This window comes from Pseudomonas sp. yb_9 (assembly GCF_043103635.1).
Taxonomy (GTDB): domain Bacteria; phylum Pseudomonadota; class Gammaproteobacteria; order Pseudomonadales; family Pseudomonadaceae; genus Aquipseudomonas; species Aquipseudomonas monteilii.
Genome location: NZ_JBICKA010000056.1, coordinates 42,820 through 61,366, shown reverse-complemented (window position 1 = coordinate 61,366; position 18,547 = coordinate 42,820). Strand labels below are relative to the sequence as shown.

Below are 18,547 nucleotides of genomic sequence, written 5' to 3'. Positions count from 1 at the left end.
AGGCGGTCGTTCTTGCAGGCGGTCAGGCGCCCAGTTCGCGTACCAGCGAGTCGCGGGTGATCTCGCTGATCGACTTGGCGCCGGTCAGCACCATGGCCACGCGCATTTCTTTCTCGAACAGCTCCAGCAGGTTTTTCACGCCGGCCTGGCCATGCACGGCCAAGGCGTAGAGGAAGGCGCGGCCGATCAGCACGGTGTCGGCGCCCAGGGCGATCATGCGCACCACGTCGAGGCCGCTGCGGATGCCGGAGTCAGCGAGAATCTTCAGGTCGCCTTTGACCGCGTCGGCAATCGCCGGCAGGGCGCGGGCACTGGACAGCACGCCATCGAGCTGGCGGCCGCCGTGGTTGGACACCACGATACCGTCGGCGCCGAACTTGACCGCATCGCGGGCGTCATCGGCGTCGAGGATGCCTTTGATGATCATCGGGCCGTCCCAGTACTCGCGGATCCACTCCAGGTCTTTCCAGGAGATGGACGGGTCGAAGTTGTTGCCCAGCCAGCCGATGTAGTCGGCAAGGCCGGTGGGGTTGCCACGGTACTTGGAGATGTTGCCCAGGTCATGCGGGCGGCCCATCACGCCCACGTCCCACGCCCACTCAGGGTGGGTCATGGCCTGCAGCACGCGGCGCAGCGGGCCGTTCTTGCCGCTCATGCCGGAATGGGCGTCGCGGTAGCGGGCGCCGGGTACGGGCATGTCGACGGTGAACACCAAGGTCTTGACCCCGGCGGCCTTGGCTCGCTCCAGCGCGTTGCGCATGAAGCCGCGGTCTTTCAGCACGTACAGCTGGAACCACATCGGCCGGTCGATGGCCGGGGCCACTTCTTCGATCGGGCACACCGACACCGTAGACATGGTAAACGGGATGCCGTGGGCCGCAGCCGCACGGGCTGCCTGCACCTCGCCACGGCGGGCGTACATGCCAGTGAGGCCGACCGGGGCCAGGGCCACGGGCATGCTCAGCGTTTCGTCGAACAGCTTGGTCTCAAGGCTGAGCTCGGACATGTTATTCAGCACGCGCTGGCGCAGGGCAATGCTGGCCAGGTCCGACACGTTGTGGCGCAGGGTGTGCTCGGCGTAGGCGCCGCCGTCGGCATAGTGGAACAGGAAAGGAGGCAGCTTGCGTTGGGCCGCGGCGCGATAGTCGGTAGAGGCAGAAATGATCATGGATTCTCGCAGCGTTGCTTGTGGGGAGTGCCGGGCGCGCGATGGCGCCCGGCCCCTTTCACTTTAGTGATGAACCAGCATGCCGGTCAGCCAGTAAGCCTGGATCAGGGTGATCAGGCCGACGATGGTGGCGAAGAACAGGCTGTGCTTGACGGTGAAGCGGAACAGGTCGGACTCCTTGCCCACCAGGCCGGTGGCGGCGCAGGCCACGGCGATCGATTGGGGCGAGATCATCTTGCCGGTCACGCCGCCGCTGGTGTTGGCGGCTACCAGCAGGGTGTCGTTGACCCCGATCTGGTGCGCGGTGGTGGCCTGCAGCGAGCTGAACAGGGCGTTGGACGACGTGTCGGAACCGGTCAGGAACACGCCCAGCCAGCCGAGGAACGGCGAGAAGAACGGGAACGCGGCGCCGGTGCCGGCCAGTACCAAGGCCATGGTCGAAGACATGCCCGAGTAGTTGGTGACGAAGGCGAAGGCCAGCACCATGCCGATCGACAGGATAGGCCAGCGCAGCTCCCAGAAGGTCTCTTTGAAAGTGGTCAGACCAGTTTTGAAGTTGATCTTCAGCACCGCCATGGAAATCAGCGCCGAGAGGAAGATCGCGGTGCCGGTGGCGGAGATCGGGTCGAGCTTGAATACCGCTGGCATGGCGGTTGGCGCGGCAACGATCGGTGCGGTCTTGATCACCAGCTGGTCGAGGTGCGGGATGGCGAAGTTGAACACGAAGTTGTACATCGCGCCGCCCGGGGCGAACGCTGCCTTGAACGGCTTCAGGGTCCAGAGGGTGACCAGCACGGTGAGGATCAGGAATGGCGACCAGGCCTTGAAGATCTCGCCAAAGCTGTACGGGCTAGGCTGGCTGCCGCTTGGCTGCACAACCGCTGCGCCGACGCTGCCCTTGGCTTCGCTGAACGAACGCTTGGGCTGCCAGACTTTCAGGAACAGAGTCAGGGCGATCAGGCTGGCCAGGGCCGAGGTGATGTCGGGCAGTTCCGGGCCGATGAAGTTCGATGTGAAGTACTGGGTGACGGCGAAGCTCAGGCCGGCGACCAGGGCGGCAGGCCAGGTTTCTTTCACGCCACGCAGGCCGTCCATCATGAACACCAGCCAGAACGGCACGAACAGCGACAGCAGCGGCAGCTGGCGGCCGGTCATGGCGCCGATGTGGAAGGCGTCGATGCCGGTGACCTGGCCGGCCACGATGATCGGGATACCCAAGGCACCAAAGGCTACCGGTGCGGTGTTGGCGATCAGACACAGGCCGGCGGCGTACAGCGGATTGAAGCCCAGGCCCACCAGCAGCGCGGCAGTGATTGCCACCGGTGCGCCAAAGCCCGCCGCACCTTCCAGGAAGGCGCCGAAGCAGAAGCCGATCAGCAGCACTTGCAGGCGCTGGTCGTCGGTAATCGACAGCACCGAGCTGCGGATCACTTCGAACTGGCCGCTCTTGACCGTGAGTTTGTACAGGAACACCGCGGCAACGATGATCCAGGCAATTGGCCAGAGGCCATAGAGGAAACCATAACCCGCGGCGGCGAAAGCCATGTCGACAGGCATCTGGAAGGCGAAGATGGCCACCAGGATCGACAACGCGAGGGTGATGCTGCCGGCTACGTGGCCTTTAAGGCGGAACACGGCGAGGGCAAGGAAGAAGAACACGATGGGAATGACCGCCGCCAGTGCGGACAGGCCAAGACTACCAAGCGGGCTATAGAGTTGTTGCCAGGTTTGCATATGGGGTGGCCCCTAATTGTTGTTGGTCAGCACTGGCATTGGATAATTGGTAAGACCAATTTACAATGGCTGGACGCTAGGTTAAAAGCGCTGTCGTGGGTGTGTCAATTTGTCTCGTGCAAAACTTTGGTCGCGTGCCGATGAGCGGGCACCTGATGTGCTGGGAAAATCGCGGCTTGATGGGTGTTTGCGCGGACTGGATCGGCGAGAATAGGCGCCCCCTGAAATTTGCCGGGGGTTTGTGGAGAGCATGTGATGGTTTTTGATCAGGTCCGCCAACGGCGCCTGTCCGACGACATTGTCGATCGTCTGGAAGGGATGATTCTGGAAGGTACGCTGACCTCGGGGCAGCGGCTGCCGGCCGAGCGTGTCCTTGCCGAACAGTTCGGCGTGTCCCGCCCGTCACTGCGTGAGGCAATCCAGAAACTGGTGGCCAAGGGGCTGCTGGTCAGCCGTCAGGGCGGGGGCAATTTTGTTGCCGAGTCGTTGGGGTCCACCTTCAGCGACCCGTTGCTGCAGTTGCTAGAGCACAGCGCCGAGGCCCAGCGTGATTTGCTTGAGTTCCGCCACACGCTGGAGGCGTCCTGCGCCTATTACGCTGCCCAGCGTGCCACCGAGCTGGACCGGGCGCGGTTGAAGGCGGCCTTCGATGCACTGCAGGACTGCTATGCCCGGGTTGATGAAGTGACCCGTGCGGAAGAGGGCGCTGCCGATGCAAGCTTCCACCTGGCAATTGCCGAGGCCAGCCACAACGCGGTGTTGCTGCATACCATCCGAGGGCTGTTCGACCTGCTCAAGCGCAACGTGGTGACCAACATTGGTGGCATGTACCAGCAACGCACTGAGACCCGGGACATGTTGATCAGTCAGCACCGGGAGCTGTACCTGGCGATTGTCGAGGGCAGGGCGGAGGATGCTCGGGAGGTGTCCAGCCGGCACATTTTGTATGTGCAGGAGGTGCTGGAAGAGGCGCATGAGGAAGCGCAGCGCGTGGCGCGGGCGGAGCGGCGGAGCGGGCGCTGAGATTTGTCTGGGCAGTGCTGGCCTCTTCGCGGGTAAACCCGCGAAGAGGCTGGAACAGGCTAAAGACTAATTAGTCTTCTTTGCCTTTGTTCCGCACAGCCCGCTGCAGCTCGCGGTTGGAATCGCGTTCGCGCATGGTGTCGCGCTTGTCGAATTCCTTCTTGCCCTTGCCCAATGCGATTTCGCACTTGATCAGGTGCTTGCTCCAGTACAGCGCCAAAGCTACGCAGGTGTAGCCTTTTTGCGCCACGGCGGCCTCCAGGCGCTCCAGCTCACGCTTGTTCAGCAGCAGCTTGCGGGTGCGGATGGGGTCGGCGATGACGTGGGTGCTGGCGGTGGTCAGCGGGGTGATGTGGCTGCCGAACAGCCAGGCTTCACCGTCCTTGAGCAGCACGTAGCTGTCCGTCAGGTGTGCCTTGCCGGCGCGCAGGCTTTTTACTTCCCAGCCGGACAGGACCAGCCCGGCCTCGAACTTGTGTTCGATGAAGTAATCGTGTCGCGCTTTTTTATTCTGCGCGATGGTCCCGGTCGGATGTTTTTTTTGCTTAGCCATAGGGGCGGCATTATAGGCAAGTCCGCGCGTCGTCCGCTATGGGATTTCGGTGTGCTTGAGCCACTGGAATGAATACCGGACAATACAAACCCTGTCATACGCACAGAACCTGTTTTCGGCACGCTGCGAAGCGCCGCCACCCAGCCTTGGAAGTGACTCCTGGATGACTACCCATATTCAACGCTCTGCCCTGCTGCCATACCCCGCCCAGGCGCTCTACGATCTGGTCAACGATGTGGCCAGCTACCCTGAGTTTCTGCCGTGGTGCTCGGCCTCGACGGTAATGGAAGCCAGCGAGACGCATATGCGCGCCAGGCTCGAAGTGGCCAAGGGGGGCATGAGCCAGCACTTCGTCACGCGTAACGTGCTGGTACCGGGGCAGTCCATCGAGATGAACCTCGAAGAAGGGCCGTTCACCCAGCTGCATGGTGTGTGGGTGTTCAAGCCGCTCGGTGAAAAGGCCTGCAAGATCAGCCTCGACCTGTCCTTCGACTATGCTGGGCCGATTGTGCGCGCCACGTTAGGCCCGCTGTTCAACCAGGCGGCCAACACCTTGGTTGATGCTTTCTGCCAGCGGGCCAAGCAGCTGAATGCCTGATTAAGCCAGCGAAAATAAAAAGCCCGGAACACGTCCGGGCTTTTTTGTGCCTGCTGGCCCGATTAGCGGGTTTCCAGCGGTGCAGGGGTCGGGACCGGGGTGGTCTCGATGGTGTCGATTTCGCGCTGGATGGACTCTTCGGTCGAGCCAGGCTTGGCTGGTTTTTCCGCGGGCTGCGCGGCTGGCTGTTCGGCCTGGCCAGGCTCGGTGGCCGGGCTGACCGTGGTGTCGCTGCTGCCGCCGAGGATTTCCTGGTCACGGCTGACACCTGGCATGAAGTCGCCAGACAGGCTGACCAGCTGGTCGCTTTCGTTGAAGAACACGCTCATGCGTTCTTGCTGACGTTTACCGCCACCTGGCTGCAGGCTGTACAGGTAGTCCCAACGGTTGGTGTTGAAGGTGTCCTGAATCAGCGGGTTGCCCATGATAAACCTTACTTGCCGTCGGGTCATTCCGGGGCGTAATTGGTCTATCATGTCTTGCGTTACGACATTGCCCTGCTGGATGTCGATTTTGTAAACCCCGGGAAACGAGCAACCGGCGAGTGCGAGCAGTCCCGCGAGGGCGAGGCTGTTTAGCAAGAGCTTGGTGTTTTGCATCGGTGGGCGACTTCCACTATCTTGGCTGGACAACGTAAACCCCGATCATACCCGTATTAAGAGAAGCTGCGAAGCAGCATCGGCGAGAAAGCTGACCATGGTTGAAAATAGCGAATTGCGCAAAGCCGGTCTCAAGGTGACCCTGCCTCGAGTCAAGATCCTTCAGATGCTCGACTCCACCGAGCAGCGTCACATGAGCGCCGAAGATGTCTACAAGGCGCTGATGGAGGCAGGCGAGGACGTAGGCCTGGCCACTGTCTATCGCGTACTGACCCAGTTCGAAGCGGCGGGCCTGGTGGTTCGCCACAACTTCGACGGCGGCCACGCCGTGTTCGAGTTGGCCGATGGTGGTCACCACGACCACATGGTGAACGTGGATACCAGTGAAGTCATCGAGTTCATGGACGCCGAAATCGAGAAGCGCCAGCGCGAGATCGTGGCCGAGCATGGCTACGAGCTGGTGGACCACAATCTGGTCCTGTATGTGCGTAAGAAGAAGTAACGATTTTTATCGTTATGAATGGCAAAGGCGACCCTAGGGTCGCCTTTGTGCTTTTGGAGGAGCCGAACAAGAAGGGGTCAGGCTTTGCCGCTCACGACCATCTTGCGCGCATGCGCCAGGGATTCTTTGGTCAGGTCGATGCCGCCTAGCATTCGCGCCACTTCCTCGACCCGCTCACGCTTGCCCAGGCTGGCCACGGCGGTGTGTGTGGTATCGCTGTTGCGCACCTTGTGCACGAACAGGTGGTGATGCCCTTGCGCAGCCACCTGTGGCAGGTGGGTTACGGTCAATACTTGCCCGCGCTCGCCCAGGCGGCGCAGCAGTTGGCCGACAATTTCGGCGGTAGGGCCGCCGATGCCCACGTCGACTTCGTCGAACACCAGGGTAGGAATGCGTGATGTCTGCGCGGTGATCACTTGAATCGCCAGGCTGATACGCGACAGTTCGCCCCCCGAGGCTACCTTTGCCAGCCCTTTGAGCGGTTGGCCGGGGTTGGCGCTGACCAGCAGTTCGATCTGCTCCAGGCCGTGAGGCGACAGGTCTGAGCCTTCGTTGGGTGTCAGTTCGATGCAGAAGCGCCCACCAGGCATGCCCAGGCGTTGGATTTCTTGCTCCACCGCGCCTGCCAGCTGCTGCGCCGCTTGCTGGCGCAGGCCGCTGAGTTCGCGAGCCTTCTCTTTATAGTGCTGGGCGAAGGCGGCAAGCTCTTCGCCCAATCGTTCGATTGACTCGTCGCTGGCGTTCAGGCCTTCGATCTCTTCCATCAGCTGCTGCTGCAGATGAGGCAGCTCGGTAGGGTGCACGCGATGTTTGCGCGCCAGCGTATAGATGGTGTCGAGGCGTTCTTCCAAGGCTTGCAGGCGCATAGGGTCGGCGTCGAAGTTGTCGAGGAAGCGGTTGAGCTCGCCCACGGCTTCTTCTACCTGGATCTGCGCGCTGGCAATCAGGTTGGCTGCTTCACCCAGGGCTTTGGGTGAGTGGGTGGCTGCACCCAGCCGGTTGAGGCTGGAGGTGAGGGCGCTCAGCACGTTGCCCGAATCGCTTTCGCTGCACTGATCAATAACCTGGCGGCAGATGCCGAACAGCGCTTCGGCGCTGGTCAGGTTCTTGTGCTCCTGCTCCAGGTGTTCCAGTTCGTGTTCACCCAGGCCAAGGTTGTCCAGCTCTTCCAGTTGGTAGCTCAGCAACTGGTGTCGGGCGCGCTGCTCATCGCCTGAGTTGGACAGGCGTTCCAGCTCCAGGCGCGTCTGGGTCCAGCGCTTGGCCGCCAGTTGCACCTGGCGGGCCAGGTCGACGGCACCCGCGTACTCGTCGAGCAGGCGGCGGTGAGTATCGGTCTTGAGCAGCGACTGGTGTTCGTGCTGGCTGTGGATATCGATCAGCAGTTCGCCCAGCGCCTTGAGGTCGCCGAGCGGGCAGGGCGTGCCGTTGATGTAGCCGCGGCTACGGCCTTCGGCGGTGATGACCCGGCGCAGGATGCACAGGCCGTCGTTGTCCAGGTCGCGTTCGGTCAGCCAGGCATGGGCCTCGGGAATGTCCACCAGGTCGAAGGTGGCGAGGATGTCCGCCTTGTCGGTGCCGGGGCGCACCACGCCGCTGTCGGCCCGGTCGCCCAGGGCAAGGCCGAGGGCGTCGAGCATGATCGATTTGCCGGCACCGGTCTCGCCGGTGATGACGGACATGCCGCGGGCAATTTCGAGGTCGAGGTGCTCGACGATGGCGTAGTTGTGAATGGACAGGTGCACCAGCATGGGGGCGGCTCCCGAAAGTCAGGTCTGGTTATTTATACAGTACTTTTTTCAGGCCTGCCAATGCTCCTTGGCAGATTCTGTTACTGCCCGGAAAACCACCTTGCCCCTTGAAGCTGGTTTTTCCGGCCCCATATAGCCGACATCCAAGGCGAGCCTGGCTCGCAGTCCACAAAATTGCGCAGGAGAGACCCCATGGCTGACGAACAGCTGAACGAAAAAGACCTTAACGTTGAAGAAACCGGTGCAGAAACCACTGCAGATGCCCGTGTTCTGGAACTCGAGGAGCAGCTGGCCGCCGCCAAGGATCAGTCGCTGCGTGTCGCTGCGGAAGCGCAGAACAGCATTCGTCGCGCTGAGCAGGAAGTCGACAAGGCCCGCAAGTTCGCCCTGGAGAAATTCTCCAGCGACCTGCTGCCGGTGATCGATAGCCTGGAGCTGGCCCTGGCGCACTCCAGTGCCGAGGATGAGCACGTCAAGCAGATCCGTGAAGGCGTCGAGCTGACCTTGAAGATGTTCCAGGACACCCTCAAACGCTACAACCTCGAAGTTGTCGATCCGCACGGCCAGCCATTCAATCCTGACCACCATCAGGCCATGGCCATGCAGGAAAACGCTGAAGTAGAGCCAAACAGCGTGCTGAACGTGTTCCAGAAGGGTTACCTGTTGAACGGCCGCCTGCTGCGCCCCGCCATGGTGGTGGTCAGCAAGGCGCCGAGCGCGGCGCAACCCTCGATCAATGAAAAGGCTTGAAATCCATCGGGGCATCCCCATCTAGGTGTCAAGCCTTCAAGTATTACCGCAGTTGGCCAAAGTAGTCGCTGCTACCAAATTCAAGTTTCGGGAGAGTTAACATGGGCAAAATCATCGGTATCGACCTGGGGACCACCAACTCGTGCGTCTCCGTTCTGGAAAACGGTAACGTCAAGGTGATCGAAAACGCCGAGGGTGCGCGTACCACCCCTTCGATCGTGGCCTACGCCAACGACGGCGAAATCCTGGTTGGCCAGTCGGCCAAGCGCCAGGCCGTCACCAACCCGCACAACACCCTGTTCGCAGTGAAGCGCCTGATCGGCCGCCGCTTCGAAGAAGACGTCGTGCAGAAAGACATCAAGCTGGTGCCGTACAAGATCGTCAAGGCCAATAACGGCGACGCTTGGGTGCAGGCCAGCGGCAAGGACATGGCACCGCCGCAGATCAGCGCCGAAGTCCTGAAAAAAATGAAGAAAACCGCCGAAGACTACCTCGGCGAGCCAGTCACCGAAGCGGTCATCACCGTTCCGGCCTACTTCAACGACAGCCAGCGTCAGGCCACCAAAGACGCCGGCCGTATCGCTGGTCTGGACGTAAAACGTATCATCAACGAGCCGACCGCCGCTGCGCTGGCCTACGGCATGGACAAGGCCAAGGGCGACCACACCGTCATCGTTTATGACCTGGGTGGCGGTACCTTCGACGTGTCGGTCATCGAGATCGCCGAAGTCGACGGTGAGCACCAGTTCGAAGTACTGGCCACCAACGGTGACACCTTCCTGGGTGGTGAAGACTTCGACATGCGCCTGATCGACTACCTCGTCGACGAGTTCAAGAAAGAGTCCGGCATGGACCTGAAGAACGATCCGCTGGCTCTGCAGCGCCTGAAAGAAGCTGCTGAAAAGGCCAAGATCGAGCTGTCGTCCGCCCAGTCGACCGACGTCAACCTGCCGTACATCACTGCAGACGCCACCGGTCCGAAGCACCTGAACGTGAAGATCTCCCGCGCCAAGCTGGAGTCGCTGGTCGAAGACCTGGTCAACCGTACCATCGAGCCTTGCCGCATCGCCCTGAAAGACGCTGGCATCGATGCCAGCAAGATCGACGACGTGATCCTGGTCGGTGGCCAGACCCGTATGCCGCTGGTGCAGAAAGCCGTTGCTGACTTCTTTGGTAAAGAAGCTCGCAAGGACGTCAACCCGGACGAAGCCGTTGCCATGGGTGCTGCCATCCAGGGCGCCGTTCTGGCTGGTGACGTGAAAGACGTACTGCTGCTGGACGTCAGCCCGCTGACCCTGGGCATCGAAACCATGGGTGGCGTGATGACTTCGCTGATCGAGAAGAACACCACCATCCCGACCAAGAAGTCGCAGGTGTTCTCGACTGCCGACGACAACCAGGGCGCCGTGACCATTCACGTGCTGCAAGGTGAGCGTAAGCAGGCTGCGCAGAACAAGTCGCTGGGCAAATTCGACCTGGCTGACATTCCGCCAGCGCCGCGTGGCGTGCCGCAAATCGAAGTCACCTTCGACATCGACGCCAACGGCATCCTGCACGTTAGCGCCAAAGACAAGGCCACCGGCAAGTCGCAGTCGATCGTGATCAAGGCCAACTCCGGCCTGTCGGACGACGAAATCGAGCGCATGGTGCGTGACGCCGAGGCCAACGCCGAGGAAGACCGCAAGTTCGAAGAGCTGGCTGCTGCCCGTAACCAGGGTGATGCGCTGGTTCACTCGACCCGCAAGATGGTCGCTGATGCAGGTGACAAGGTTACCGCTGAAGAGAAAACCGCCATCGAGGCTGCCGTTGTTGCCCTGGAAGCCGCTGTCAAAGGCGACGACAAGGCCGCAATCGATGCCAAGGTTGAAGAGCTGTCCAAGGTCTCTGCCCCGGTTGCCCAGAAGATGTACGCCGAGCAGTCGGCTGAGCAGCCTCAAGGTGGCGCGCAGCAGGCCGAGCCGGAAGCCAAGCACGATGACGTGGTTGACGCCGAGTTCGAAGAAGTGAAAGACAACAACAAGCAGTAATCCCTGCATGTTGTCGGCCAGTTCACCGCCGTTTGGCGGTGAGCTGGTAGGATGTCGCCGCGCGGGGGCTTGCTCCCGCGTTGGCGTATCTGGAATTCGAGAATTTTTACAGTATCTGTCAGAGCCCCTGGAGGGGCGGCAGGTGCTGATGGCGCGGCGCAGATGCCAGACGCCCAACAAGGTGCAAATGACCTATGTCCAAGCGTGATTACTATGAGGTTCTGGGTGTCGAGCGCGGCGCCAGCGAAGCTGACCTCAAAAAGGCTTACCGCCGACTGGCGATGAAGTACCACCCGGACCGCAACCCGGGCGATAAAGAGTCGGAAGACAAGTTCAAAGAGGCCAACGAGGCCTACGAAGTGCTGTCTGATGCCAGCAAGCGTGCGGCGTTCGACCAGTACGGCCATGCCGGCGTAGACCCAAGCATGGGTGGCGGCGGTGCTGGTTTCGGCGGCGCCAACTTCTCCGACATCTTCGGCGATGTATTCAGCGACTTCTTCGGTGGTGGCCGTGGTGGTGGTCGTGGCGGTGCCCAGCGTGGCAGCGACCTGCGCTACACCCTGGAGCTGAACCTGGAAGAAGCGGTGCGTGGTACCACCGTGAGCATCCGCGTACCTACCCTGGTCAACTGCCAGCCTTGCGATGGTTCCGGCGCCAAGAAGGGCTCGACTCCATCGACTTGCCCGACTTGCGGTGGCATCGGCCAGGTGCGCATGCAGCAAGGTTTCTTCTCGGTGCAACAGACCTGCCCGCGCTGCCATGGCCAGGGCAAGATCATCACCGACCCATGCACTTCATGCCACGGCGAAGGCCGGGTCGAGGAATACAAGACGCTGTCGGTCAAAGTGCCGGCGGGCGTCGATACGGGCGACCGCATCCGCCTGTCTGGCGAGGGCGAGGCGGGTACCCATGGTGGCCCGACCGGCGACCTGTATGTGGTGATCAGTGTGCGTGAGCACGAGATCTTCCAGCGTGATGGCAAGCACTTGTATTGCGAGGTGCCGATCAGCTACACCGATGCTGCCCTGGGTGGCGAGCTGGAAGTGCCGACCCTGGATGGCCGCGTGAAGCTGAAAATTCCGGAAGGTACCCAGACCGGCAAGCAGTTCCGCCTGCGTGGCAAGGGTGTGGCGCCGGTGCGTGGCGGTGGTGCGGGTGACCTGCTGTGCCGTGTGGCGGTGGAAACCCCGGTCAACCTCAGCCGTCGCCAGCGCGAGCTGCTGGAAGAACTGCGTGACTCGCTGGAAGGCGACAGCTCACACTCGCCCAAGGCCAGTGGCTGGTTCGATGGCGTGAAGCGCTTCTTCGGCGATCTCTGACAAGGAAAAGGCTATGCGACGTATTGCAGTGATGGGTGCGGCGGGGCGGATGGGCAAGACCCTTATCGAAGCCGTGCAACAAGCGCCGGGTGCTGGGTTGACGGCGGCGATCGATCGCCCTGACAGCTCGCTCGTTGGGGCCGATGCTGGAGAGCTGGCGGCGCTTGGTCGGATTGGTGTGTTGTTGTCTGACGATCTGGCCAAGGTCGCCGACGAATTCGACGTGCTGATCGACTTCACTCACCCTTCGGTGACCCTGAAAAACCTCGCATTCTGCCGCAAGCACGGCAAGGCGATGATCATCGGTACCACCGGTTTTACGGTTGAAGAAAAGCAGTTGCTGGCTGAGGCAGGTAAGGACATTCCAATTGTGTTCGCCGCCAACTTCAGCGTGGGAGTGAACCTTAGCCTCAAGCTGCTTGATCTGGCCGCTCGGGTGTTGGGCGATGATGTCGATATCGAGATCATCGAGGCGCATCACCGCCACAAAGTCGATGCCCCGTCGGGTACGGCGCTGCGCATGGGTGAAGTGGTTGCCAACGCGCTGGGCCGAGACCTGCAGGAAGTGGCCGTGTATGGCCGTGAAGGACAGACGGGTGCACGTGATCGCAAGACGATCGGTTTCGCCACCGTGCGTGCCGGCGATGTGGTGGGTGATCACACCGTGCTGTTCGCGGCAGAAGGCGAGCGCCTTGAGATTACTCATAAAGCTTCCAGCCGCATGACCTTCGCCAAGGGGGCTGTACGTGCAGCGCTGTGGCTGGATGGGCGCGAGCCTGGGCTGTATGACATGCAGGATGTGCTTGAACTGCATTAAGCAGCTCGAGCGGTGTTGGCTTCTTCGCGGGCTTGCCCGCTCCCACAGGTATTGCACAAGCCTGAGGGTTTGTGGGGCCCCTGTGGGAACGGGCGAGCCCGCGAAGAAGCCAGCGCCAATGTCAGCCTGTCGCAATCTTGTGTTTTAGAGACACATCCGCGGTAGACCCAAAACGCACTTTTCTGTAAGCTACAGCTTTAGTGTGTCCACTAAAAGCGCGCAGCGAATTGAATTCAGCACATGAAAGCGGGGTGACGTGTCCATACGTCACTCCGCTTTTTTGCAACCTGCGATCGCCCTTTCATGCTTGATTTACGGGAGGTCTTCTTGACAAAGCCAGCCATACTCGCCCTTGCCGACGGCAGTATTTTCCGCGGTGAAGCTATCGGTGCCGACGGTCAGACCGTTGGTGAGGTGGTATTCAACACCGCTATGACCGGCTACCAGGAAATCCTTACAGACCCTTCCTACGCGCAGCAAATCGTTACCCTGACCTACCCGCACATCGGCAACACCGGCACCACGCCGGAAGATGCCGAGTCGAACCGTGTCTGGTCCGCTGGCCTGGTCATCCGTGACCTGCCGCTGCTGGCCAGCAACTGGCGTAACACCCAGTCGCTGCCTGAGTACCTCAAGGCCAACAACGTCGTTGCCATCGCCGGCATCGACACCCGTCGCCTGACCCGAATCCTGCGTGAAAAGGGCGCTCAGAACGGTTGCATCCTCGCCGGTGACAACATCAGCGAAGAAGCCGCCATCGCCGCCGCCCGCGGCTTCCCGGGCCTGAAGGGCATGGACCTGGCCAAGGTCGTTTCCACCAAGGAACGCTACGAGTGGCGCTCCAGCGTGTGGGAGCTGAAAACCGACAGCCACCCGACCATCGACGCGGCCGACCTGCCGTACCACGTGGTTGCCTTCGACTACGGCGTCAAGCTGAACATCCTGCGCATGCTGGTGGCCCGTGGCTGCCGCGTGACTGTGGTACCAGCCCAGACCCCGGCCAGCGAAGTGCTGGCACTCAACCCGGACGGCGTGTTCCTCTCCAACGGCCCTGGTGACCCTGAGCCGTGCGACTACGCGATCCAGGCGATCAAGGAAATCCTCGAAACCGAGATCCCGGTATTCGGCATCTGCCTCGGCCACCAGTTGCTGGCCCTGGCTTCCGGCGCCAAGACCGTGAAAATGGGCCACGGTCACCACGGTGCCAACCACCCGGTCCAGGACCTGGACACCGGCGTGGTCATGATCACCAGCCAGAACCACGGCTTTGCCGTTGACGAGGCCACCCTGCCGGGCAACGTCCGCGCCATTCACAAGTCGCTGTTCGACGGCACCCTGCAGGGTATCGAGCGCACCGACAAGAGCGCGTTCAGCTTCCAGGGCCACCCTGAAGCGAGCCCAGGCCCGACCGACGTCGCGCCACTGTTCGATCGTTTCACCGATGCCATGGCCAAGCGCCGCTGAGCATCCTGCTTCAAGGCCCCGGGCCGGCTCGCGCCGCGCCCGGAAGCGCCTGACCCAGATTGTTCAAAGCGGCTTGCCGACTGACCCCGGATTTGAGTGACAACCATGCCAAAACGTACAGACATCAAAAGCATCCTGATTCTTGGCGCTGGCCCGATCGTGATCGGCCAAGCCTGCGAATTCGACTACTCCGGCGCCCAGGCTTGTAAAGCCCTGCGCGAGGAAGGTTTCCGCGTCATCCTGGTGAACTCCAACCCAGCCACCATCATGACCGACCCGGCCATGGCCGACGCTACCTACATCGAGCCGATCAAGTGGCAGTCGGTGGCCAAGATCATCGAGAAAGAGCGCCCGGACGCCGTCCTGCCGACCATGGGTGGCCAGACCGCACTGAACTGCGCCCTGGACCTGGAGCGCCACGGCGTTCTGGAGAAGTTCGGCGTAGAGATGATCGGTGCCAACGCCGACACCATCGACAAAGCCGAAGACCGTTCGCGCTTCGACAAGGCCATGAAAGACATCGGCCTGGAGTGCCCGCGCTCCGGTATCGCCCACAGCATGGAAGAGGCCAACGCGGTTCTCGAGAAGCTGGGCTTCCCATGCATCATTCGTCCATCGTTCACCATGGGCGGCACTGGCGGTGGTATCGCCTACAACCGTGAAGAGTTCGAAGAAATCTGCACCCGTGGTCTGGACTTGTCGCCGACCAAAGAGCTGCTGATCGACGAATCGCTGATCGGCTGGAAAGAGTACGAGATGGAAGTGGTCCGCGACAAAAAGGACAACTGCATCATCGTCTGCTCGATCGAGAACTTCGACCCGATGGGCGTGCACACCGGTGACTCGATCACCGTTGCTCCGGCACAGACCTTGACCGACAAGGAATACCAGATCATGCGCAACGCCTCGCTGGCGGTGCTGCGTGAAATCGGTGTTGAAACCGGCGGTTCCAACGTGCAGTTCGGGATTTGCCCGAACACCGGCCGCATGGTCGTGATCGAGATGAACCCACGCGTGTCGCGTTCCTCGGCACTGGCCTCCAAGGCTACCGGCTTCCCGATCGCCAAGATCGCTGCCAAGCTGGCCATTGGTTACACCCTCGACGAACTGCAGAACGACATCACCGGCGGCCGCACCCCGGCGTCCTTCGAGCCGTCGATCGACTACGTCGTCACCAAGCTGCCACGCTTCGCCTTCGAGAAATTCCCGAAAGCCGACGCCCGCCTGACCACCCAGATGAAATCCGTGGGTGAAGTCATGGCCATCGGCCGTACCTTCCAGGAATCCCTGCAGAAAGCCCTGCGCGGCCTTGAAGTCGGTGCCTGCGGCCTCGACCCGAAAGTCGACCTGGCCAGCCCGGAAGCTGCCAGCATCCTCAAGCGCGAGCTGACTGTGCCGGGTGCCGAGCGTATCTGGTACGTGGCTGACGCCATGCGTTCCGGCATGACCATCGAGCAAATCTTCGAACTGACCGGTATCGACCTGTGGTTCCTGGTGCAGATGGAAGACCTGATCAAGGAAGAAGAGAAGGTCAAGACCCTGGCCCTGTCGGCGATCGACAAGGACTACATGCTGCGCCTCAAGCGCAAGGGCTTCTCGGACCAGCGTCTGGCCAAGCTGCTGGGCATCACCGACAAGAACCTGCGCCGTCACCGTCACAAGCTGGAAGTGTTCCCGGTGTACAAGCGCGTCGACACCTGCGCCGCCGAGTTCGCCACCGACACCGCCTACCTGTACTCCACCTACGAGGAAGAGTGCGAGGCCAACCCGTCGACCCGCGACAAGATCATGATCCTGGGCGGTGGCCCGAACCGTATCGGTCAAGGTATCGAGTTCGACTACTGCTGCGTACACGCCGCACTGGCGCTGCGTGAAGACGGTTACGAGACCATCATGGTCAACTGCAACCCGGAAACCGTCTCCACCGACTATGACACCTCCGACCGCCTGTACTTCGAGCCGCTGACCCTGGAAGACGTGCTGGAAGTTTGCCGCGTCGAGAAGCCGAAAGGCGTGATCGTGCACTACGGCGGCCAGACTCCGCTGAAACTGGCCCGTGCCCTGGAAGAAGCCGGCGTACCGATCATCGGTACCAGCCCGGACGCCATCGACCGCGCCGAAGACCGTGAGCGTTTCCAGCAGATGGTTCAGCGCCTGAACCTGCTGCAGCCGCCAAACGCCACCGTACGCAGCGAAGAAGAAGCCATCAGCGCTGCTGGCGCCATCGGTTACCCGCTGGTGGTGCGCCCGTCGTACGTGCTGGGTGGCCGCGCCATGGAAATCGTCTACGAACTGGACGAGCTCAAGCGCTACCTGCGTGAAGCCGTACAGGTGTCCAACGACAGCCCGGTACTGCTCGACCACTTCCTCAACTGCGCCATCGAGATGGACGTGGATGCCGTGTGCGACGGTACCGATGTGGTGATCGGCGCAATCATGCAGCACATCGAGCAGGCTGGTGTTCACTCCGGTGACTCGGCGTGCTCGCTGCCACCTTACTCGCTGAGCAAGGAAGTGCAGGACGAAGTTCGCGTACAGGTCAAGAAAATGGCCCTGGAGCTGGGTGTCGTCGGCCTGATGAACGTGCAGCTGGCCCTGCAGGGCGACAAGATCTACGTGATCGAAGTCAACCCGCGCGCCTCGCGTACCGTGCCGTTCGTGTCCAAGTGCATCGGCACTTCCCTGGCCATGATCGCCGCCCGCGTGATGGCTGGCAAAACCCTGAAAGAGCTGGGCTTCACCCAGGAAATCATCCCGAACTTCTACAGCGTCAAGGAAGCCGTCTTCCCGTTCGCCAAGTTCCCGGGGGTTGACCCGATCCTCGGCCCTGAGATGAAATCGACCGGTGAAGTCATGGGCGTGGGTGACAGCTTCGGTGAAGCCTTCGCCAAGGCCCAGATGGGTGCCAGCGAAGTGCTGCCGACCGGCGGTACCGCGTTCATCAGCGTGCGTGACGACGACAAGCCACAAGTGGCTGGCGTTGCCCGCGACCTGATCGCCCTGGGCTTCGAAGTGGTTGCAACTGCTGGCACCGCCAAGGTTATCGAAGCGGCTGGCCTGAAAGTGCGCCGTGTGAACAAGGTGACCGAAGGTCGCCCGCACGTGGTCGACATGATCAAGAACGACGAAGTGTCGCTGATCATCAACACCACCGAAGGCCGCCAGTCGATCGCCGATTCCTACTCGATTCGTCGCAATGCGCTGCAGCACAAGATTTACTGCACCACCACCATTGCGGCCGGTGAAGCCATCTGCGAAGCGCTGAAGTTTGGTCCGGAAAAGACCGTTCGTCGCTTGCAAGATCTGCATGCAGGACTGAAAGCATGAGCATTACCAAGTACCCGATGACCGTCCAGGGCGCTCGCGCCCTGGAAGAGGAGCACCTGTTCCTGAGCAAGACCGAGCGCCCGCGCCTGAGCCAGGCAATCGGCGAAGCGCGCGAACTGGGCGACCTCAAGGAAAACGCCGAATACCATGCAGCCCGCGAAGAGCAGGGCATGGTCGAGGCGCGTATCCGCGATATCGAAGGCCGCCTGCAGAACTCGGTGGTGATTGATGTGACCACTATCCCTCACACCGGCAAGGTGATTTTCGGTACCACCGTGGTACTGGCCAACACCGAAACCGATGAAGAGGTGACCTACCAGATCGTCGGCGAGGATGAAGCCGACGTGAAACAGGGCAAGCTCTCGAGCGGTGCGCCGATTGCCCGTGCCATCATCGGCAAGGAAGAAGGTGATACTGTCGTCGTCAAGACGCCTAGCGGCACGGTCGAGTACGAGATTGTCGAAGTCAAGCACATCTGACCGGCGCCTGCGGGCGCCATCCCTCGAGGGGATCCTCTGGCAGCTGGCCCAGGTTTTCTGGGTCGGTGGCCTGTGGGTTTTTCATGTAGGGCTGGTGCCTGCGCTCAAGGTCAGTGGCCTGGCGCCGCTGCTGGTGCAGGATATCGCCGGGCAGATCGACCGCTGGTTGATCGGTGTGGCGTTGCTTGGCTTGTTGACCCAGCTGGCAGTGCTGGCAAGGGTGGACGGCCTGGCGGCCTGGTGGCGGCAGTTCCGTGGCCAGATGCTATTGCTCGGCTTCGGCGCCTGCGTGGGGTACTACACCTTGCGCTACGGTATTTCCGTGGGCGAGCGCTGGCAGATGTTCTGCTTCCTGGTACTGGGCTTTTCCGGCATCGTGCTGGTGGCCCAGCCGGTGCCGGTCAGGGCGCGTTCGCCGCGCCACTGACCGGAGCCA

General features: G+C 61.5%; 16 protein-coding genes. 11 read left to right on the top strand and 5 right to left on the bottom strand.

Annotated features, from left to right (window positions below; all coding sequences use genetic code 11):
- Window positions 1-22: 22 nt before the first annotated feature.
- Both lldD and ACF8MI_RS16220 read right to left on the bottom strand, forming a co-directional pair.
- Entirely contained in the window at window positions 23-1,168 is a 1,146-nt protein-coding gene (gene lldD / locus ACF8MI_RS16225) for an FMN-dependent L-lactate dehydrogenase LldD (protein WP_016712100.1), read from the bottom strand.
- 63 nt (window positions 1,169-1,231) lie between these two features.
- Complete coding sequence (locus ACF8MI_RS16220; RefSeq protein ID WP_104833931.1) at window positions 1,232-2,902, bottom strand: lactate permease LctP family transporter; 1,671 nt, start codon at window positions 2,900-2,902, stop codon at window positions 1,232-1,234.
- A gap of 255 nt (window positions 2,903-3,157) precedes the next feature.
- Between ACF8MI_RS16220 and ACF8MI_RS16215 the strand changes: the two genes are divergently transcribed.
- Window positions 3,158-3,925 (top strand): FCD domain-containing protein, encoded by a 768-nt coding sequence (locus ACF8MI_RS16215; RefSeq protein WP_104833932.1) that lies wholly within the window; start codon window positions 3,158-3,160, stop codon window positions 3,923-3,925.
- Window positions 3,926-3,995: 70 nt separating this feature from the next.
- Here ACF8MI_RS16215 and smpB read toward each other — a convergent pair whose 3' ends face one another.
- Window positions 3,996-4,478, bottom strand: coding sequence for an SsrA-binding protein SmpB (gene smpB / locus ACF8MI_RS16210; protein WP_012274261.1), 483 nt, complete (start codon window positions 4,476-4,478; stop codon window positions 3,996-3,998).
- 163 nt (window positions 4,479-4,641) lie between these two features.
- Here smpB and ACF8MI_RS16205 point away from each other — a divergent pair, with 163 nt between their 5' ends.
- Window positions 4,642-5,076, top strand: coding sequence for a type II toxin-antitoxin system RatA family toxin (locus ACF8MI_RS16205; protein ID WP_060498454.1), 435 nt, complete (start codon window positions 4,642-4,644; stop codon window positions 5,074-5,076).
- A 62-nt stretch (window positions 5,077-5,138) separates the two neighbouring features.
- Here the strand turns inward: ACF8MI_RS16205 and ACF8MI_RS16200 are convergent, their stop codons facing one another.
- A complete protein-coding gene (locus tag ACF8MI_RS16200) occupies window positions 5,139-5,675 on the bottom strand; it encodes an outer membrane protein assembly factor BamE (RefSeq protein ID WP_060498453.1) in 537 nt (178 codons plus the stop codon).
- 97 nt (window positions 5,676-5,772) lie between these two features.
- Here ACF8MI_RS16200 and fur point away from each other — a divergent pair, with 97 nt between their 5' ends.
- Window positions 5,773-6,177: a ferric iron uptake transcriptional regulator gene (gene fur / locus ACF8MI_RS16195; RefSeq protein WP_012274258.1), complete on the top strand. Its 405-nt coding sequence runs from the start codon at window positions 5,773-5,775 to the stop codon at window positions 6,175-6,177.
- A 77-nt stretch (window positions 6,178-6,254) separates the two neighbouring features.
- On the opposite strand, the gene recN is transcribed toward fur, so the two are convergent.
- The gene (gene recN, locus ACF8MI_RS16190; protein WP_104833933.1) at window positions 6,255-7,928 is read right to left on the bottom strand and encodes a DNA repair protein RecN; all 1,674 of its coding nucleotides are present in this window, start codon (window positions 7,926-7,928) and stop codon (window positions 6,255-6,257) included.
- Between the two features lie 192 nt (window positions 7,929-8,120).
- Between recN and grpE the strand changes: the two genes are divergently transcribed.
- The 8 genes from grpE (at window position 8,121) to ACF8MI_RS16150 (ending at window position 18,538) form a co-directional block, all read left to right on the top strand.
- Window positions 8,121-8,678 (top strand): nucleotide exchange factor GrpE, encoded by a 558-nt coding sequence (gene grpE / locus ACF8MI_RS16185; RefSeq protein ID WP_060498451.1) that lies wholly within the window; start codon window positions 8,121-8,123, stop codon window positions 8,676-8,678.
- A gap of 101 nt (window positions 8,679-8,779) precedes the next feature.
- Window positions 8,780-10,705, top strand: coding sequence for a molecular chaperone DnaK (gene dnaK / locus ACF8MI_RS16180; RefSeq protein ID WP_060498450.1), 1,926 nt, complete (start codon window positions 8,780-8,782; stop codon window positions 10,703-10,705).
- A 194-nt stretch (window positions 10,706-10,899) separates the two neighbouring features.
- Window positions 10,900-12,024, top strand: a complete 1,125-nt coding sequence (gene dnaJ / locus ACF8MI_RS16175; RefSeq protein ID WP_012274254.1) for a molecular chaperone DnaJ — start codon at window positions 10,900-10,902, stop codon at window positions 12,022-12,024.
- A 13-nt stretch (window positions 12,025-12,037) separates the two neighbouring features.
- Window positions 12,038-12,841: a 4-hydroxy-tetrahydrodipicolinate reductase gene (dapB, locus tag ACF8MI_RS16170; protein WP_200928809.1), complete on the top strand. Its 804-nt coding sequence runs from the start codon at window positions 12,038-12,040 to the stop codon at window positions 12,839-12,841.
- 327 nt (window positions 12,842-13,168) lie between these two features.
- Window positions 13,169-14,305 (top strand): glutamine-hydrolyzing carbamoyl-phosphate synthase small subunit, encoded by a 1,137-nt coding sequence (carA, locus tag ACF8MI_RS16165; RefSeq protein WP_003249935.1) that lies wholly within the window; start codon window positions 13,169-13,171, stop codon window positions 14,303-14,305.
- A gap of 105 nt (window positions 14,306-14,410) precedes the next feature.
- On the top strand, window positions 14,411-17,632 hold the full coding sequence (carB, locus tag ACF8MI_RS16160) for a carbamoyl-phosphate synthase large subunit (protein WP_060498449.1): 3,222 nt from the start codon (window positions 14,411-14,413) through the stop codon (window positions 17,630-17,632).
- A gap of 2 nt (window positions 17,633-17,634) precedes the next feature.
- Window positions 17,635-18,111, top strand: coding sequence for a transcription elongation factor GreA (greA, locus tag ACF8MI_RS16155; protein WP_024717413.1), 477 nt, complete (start codon window positions 17,635-17,637; stop codon window positions 18,109-18,111).
- Window positions 18,089-18,538, top strand: a complete 450-nt coding sequence (locus ACF8MI_RS16150; RefSeq protein ID WP_012053750.1) for a hypothetical protein — start codon at window positions 18,089-18,091, stop codon at window positions 18,536-18,538. Before greA ends, ACF8MI_RS16150 begins: the two co-directional genes overlap by 23 nt.
- Window positions 18,539-18,547: the final 9 nt, after the last annotated feature.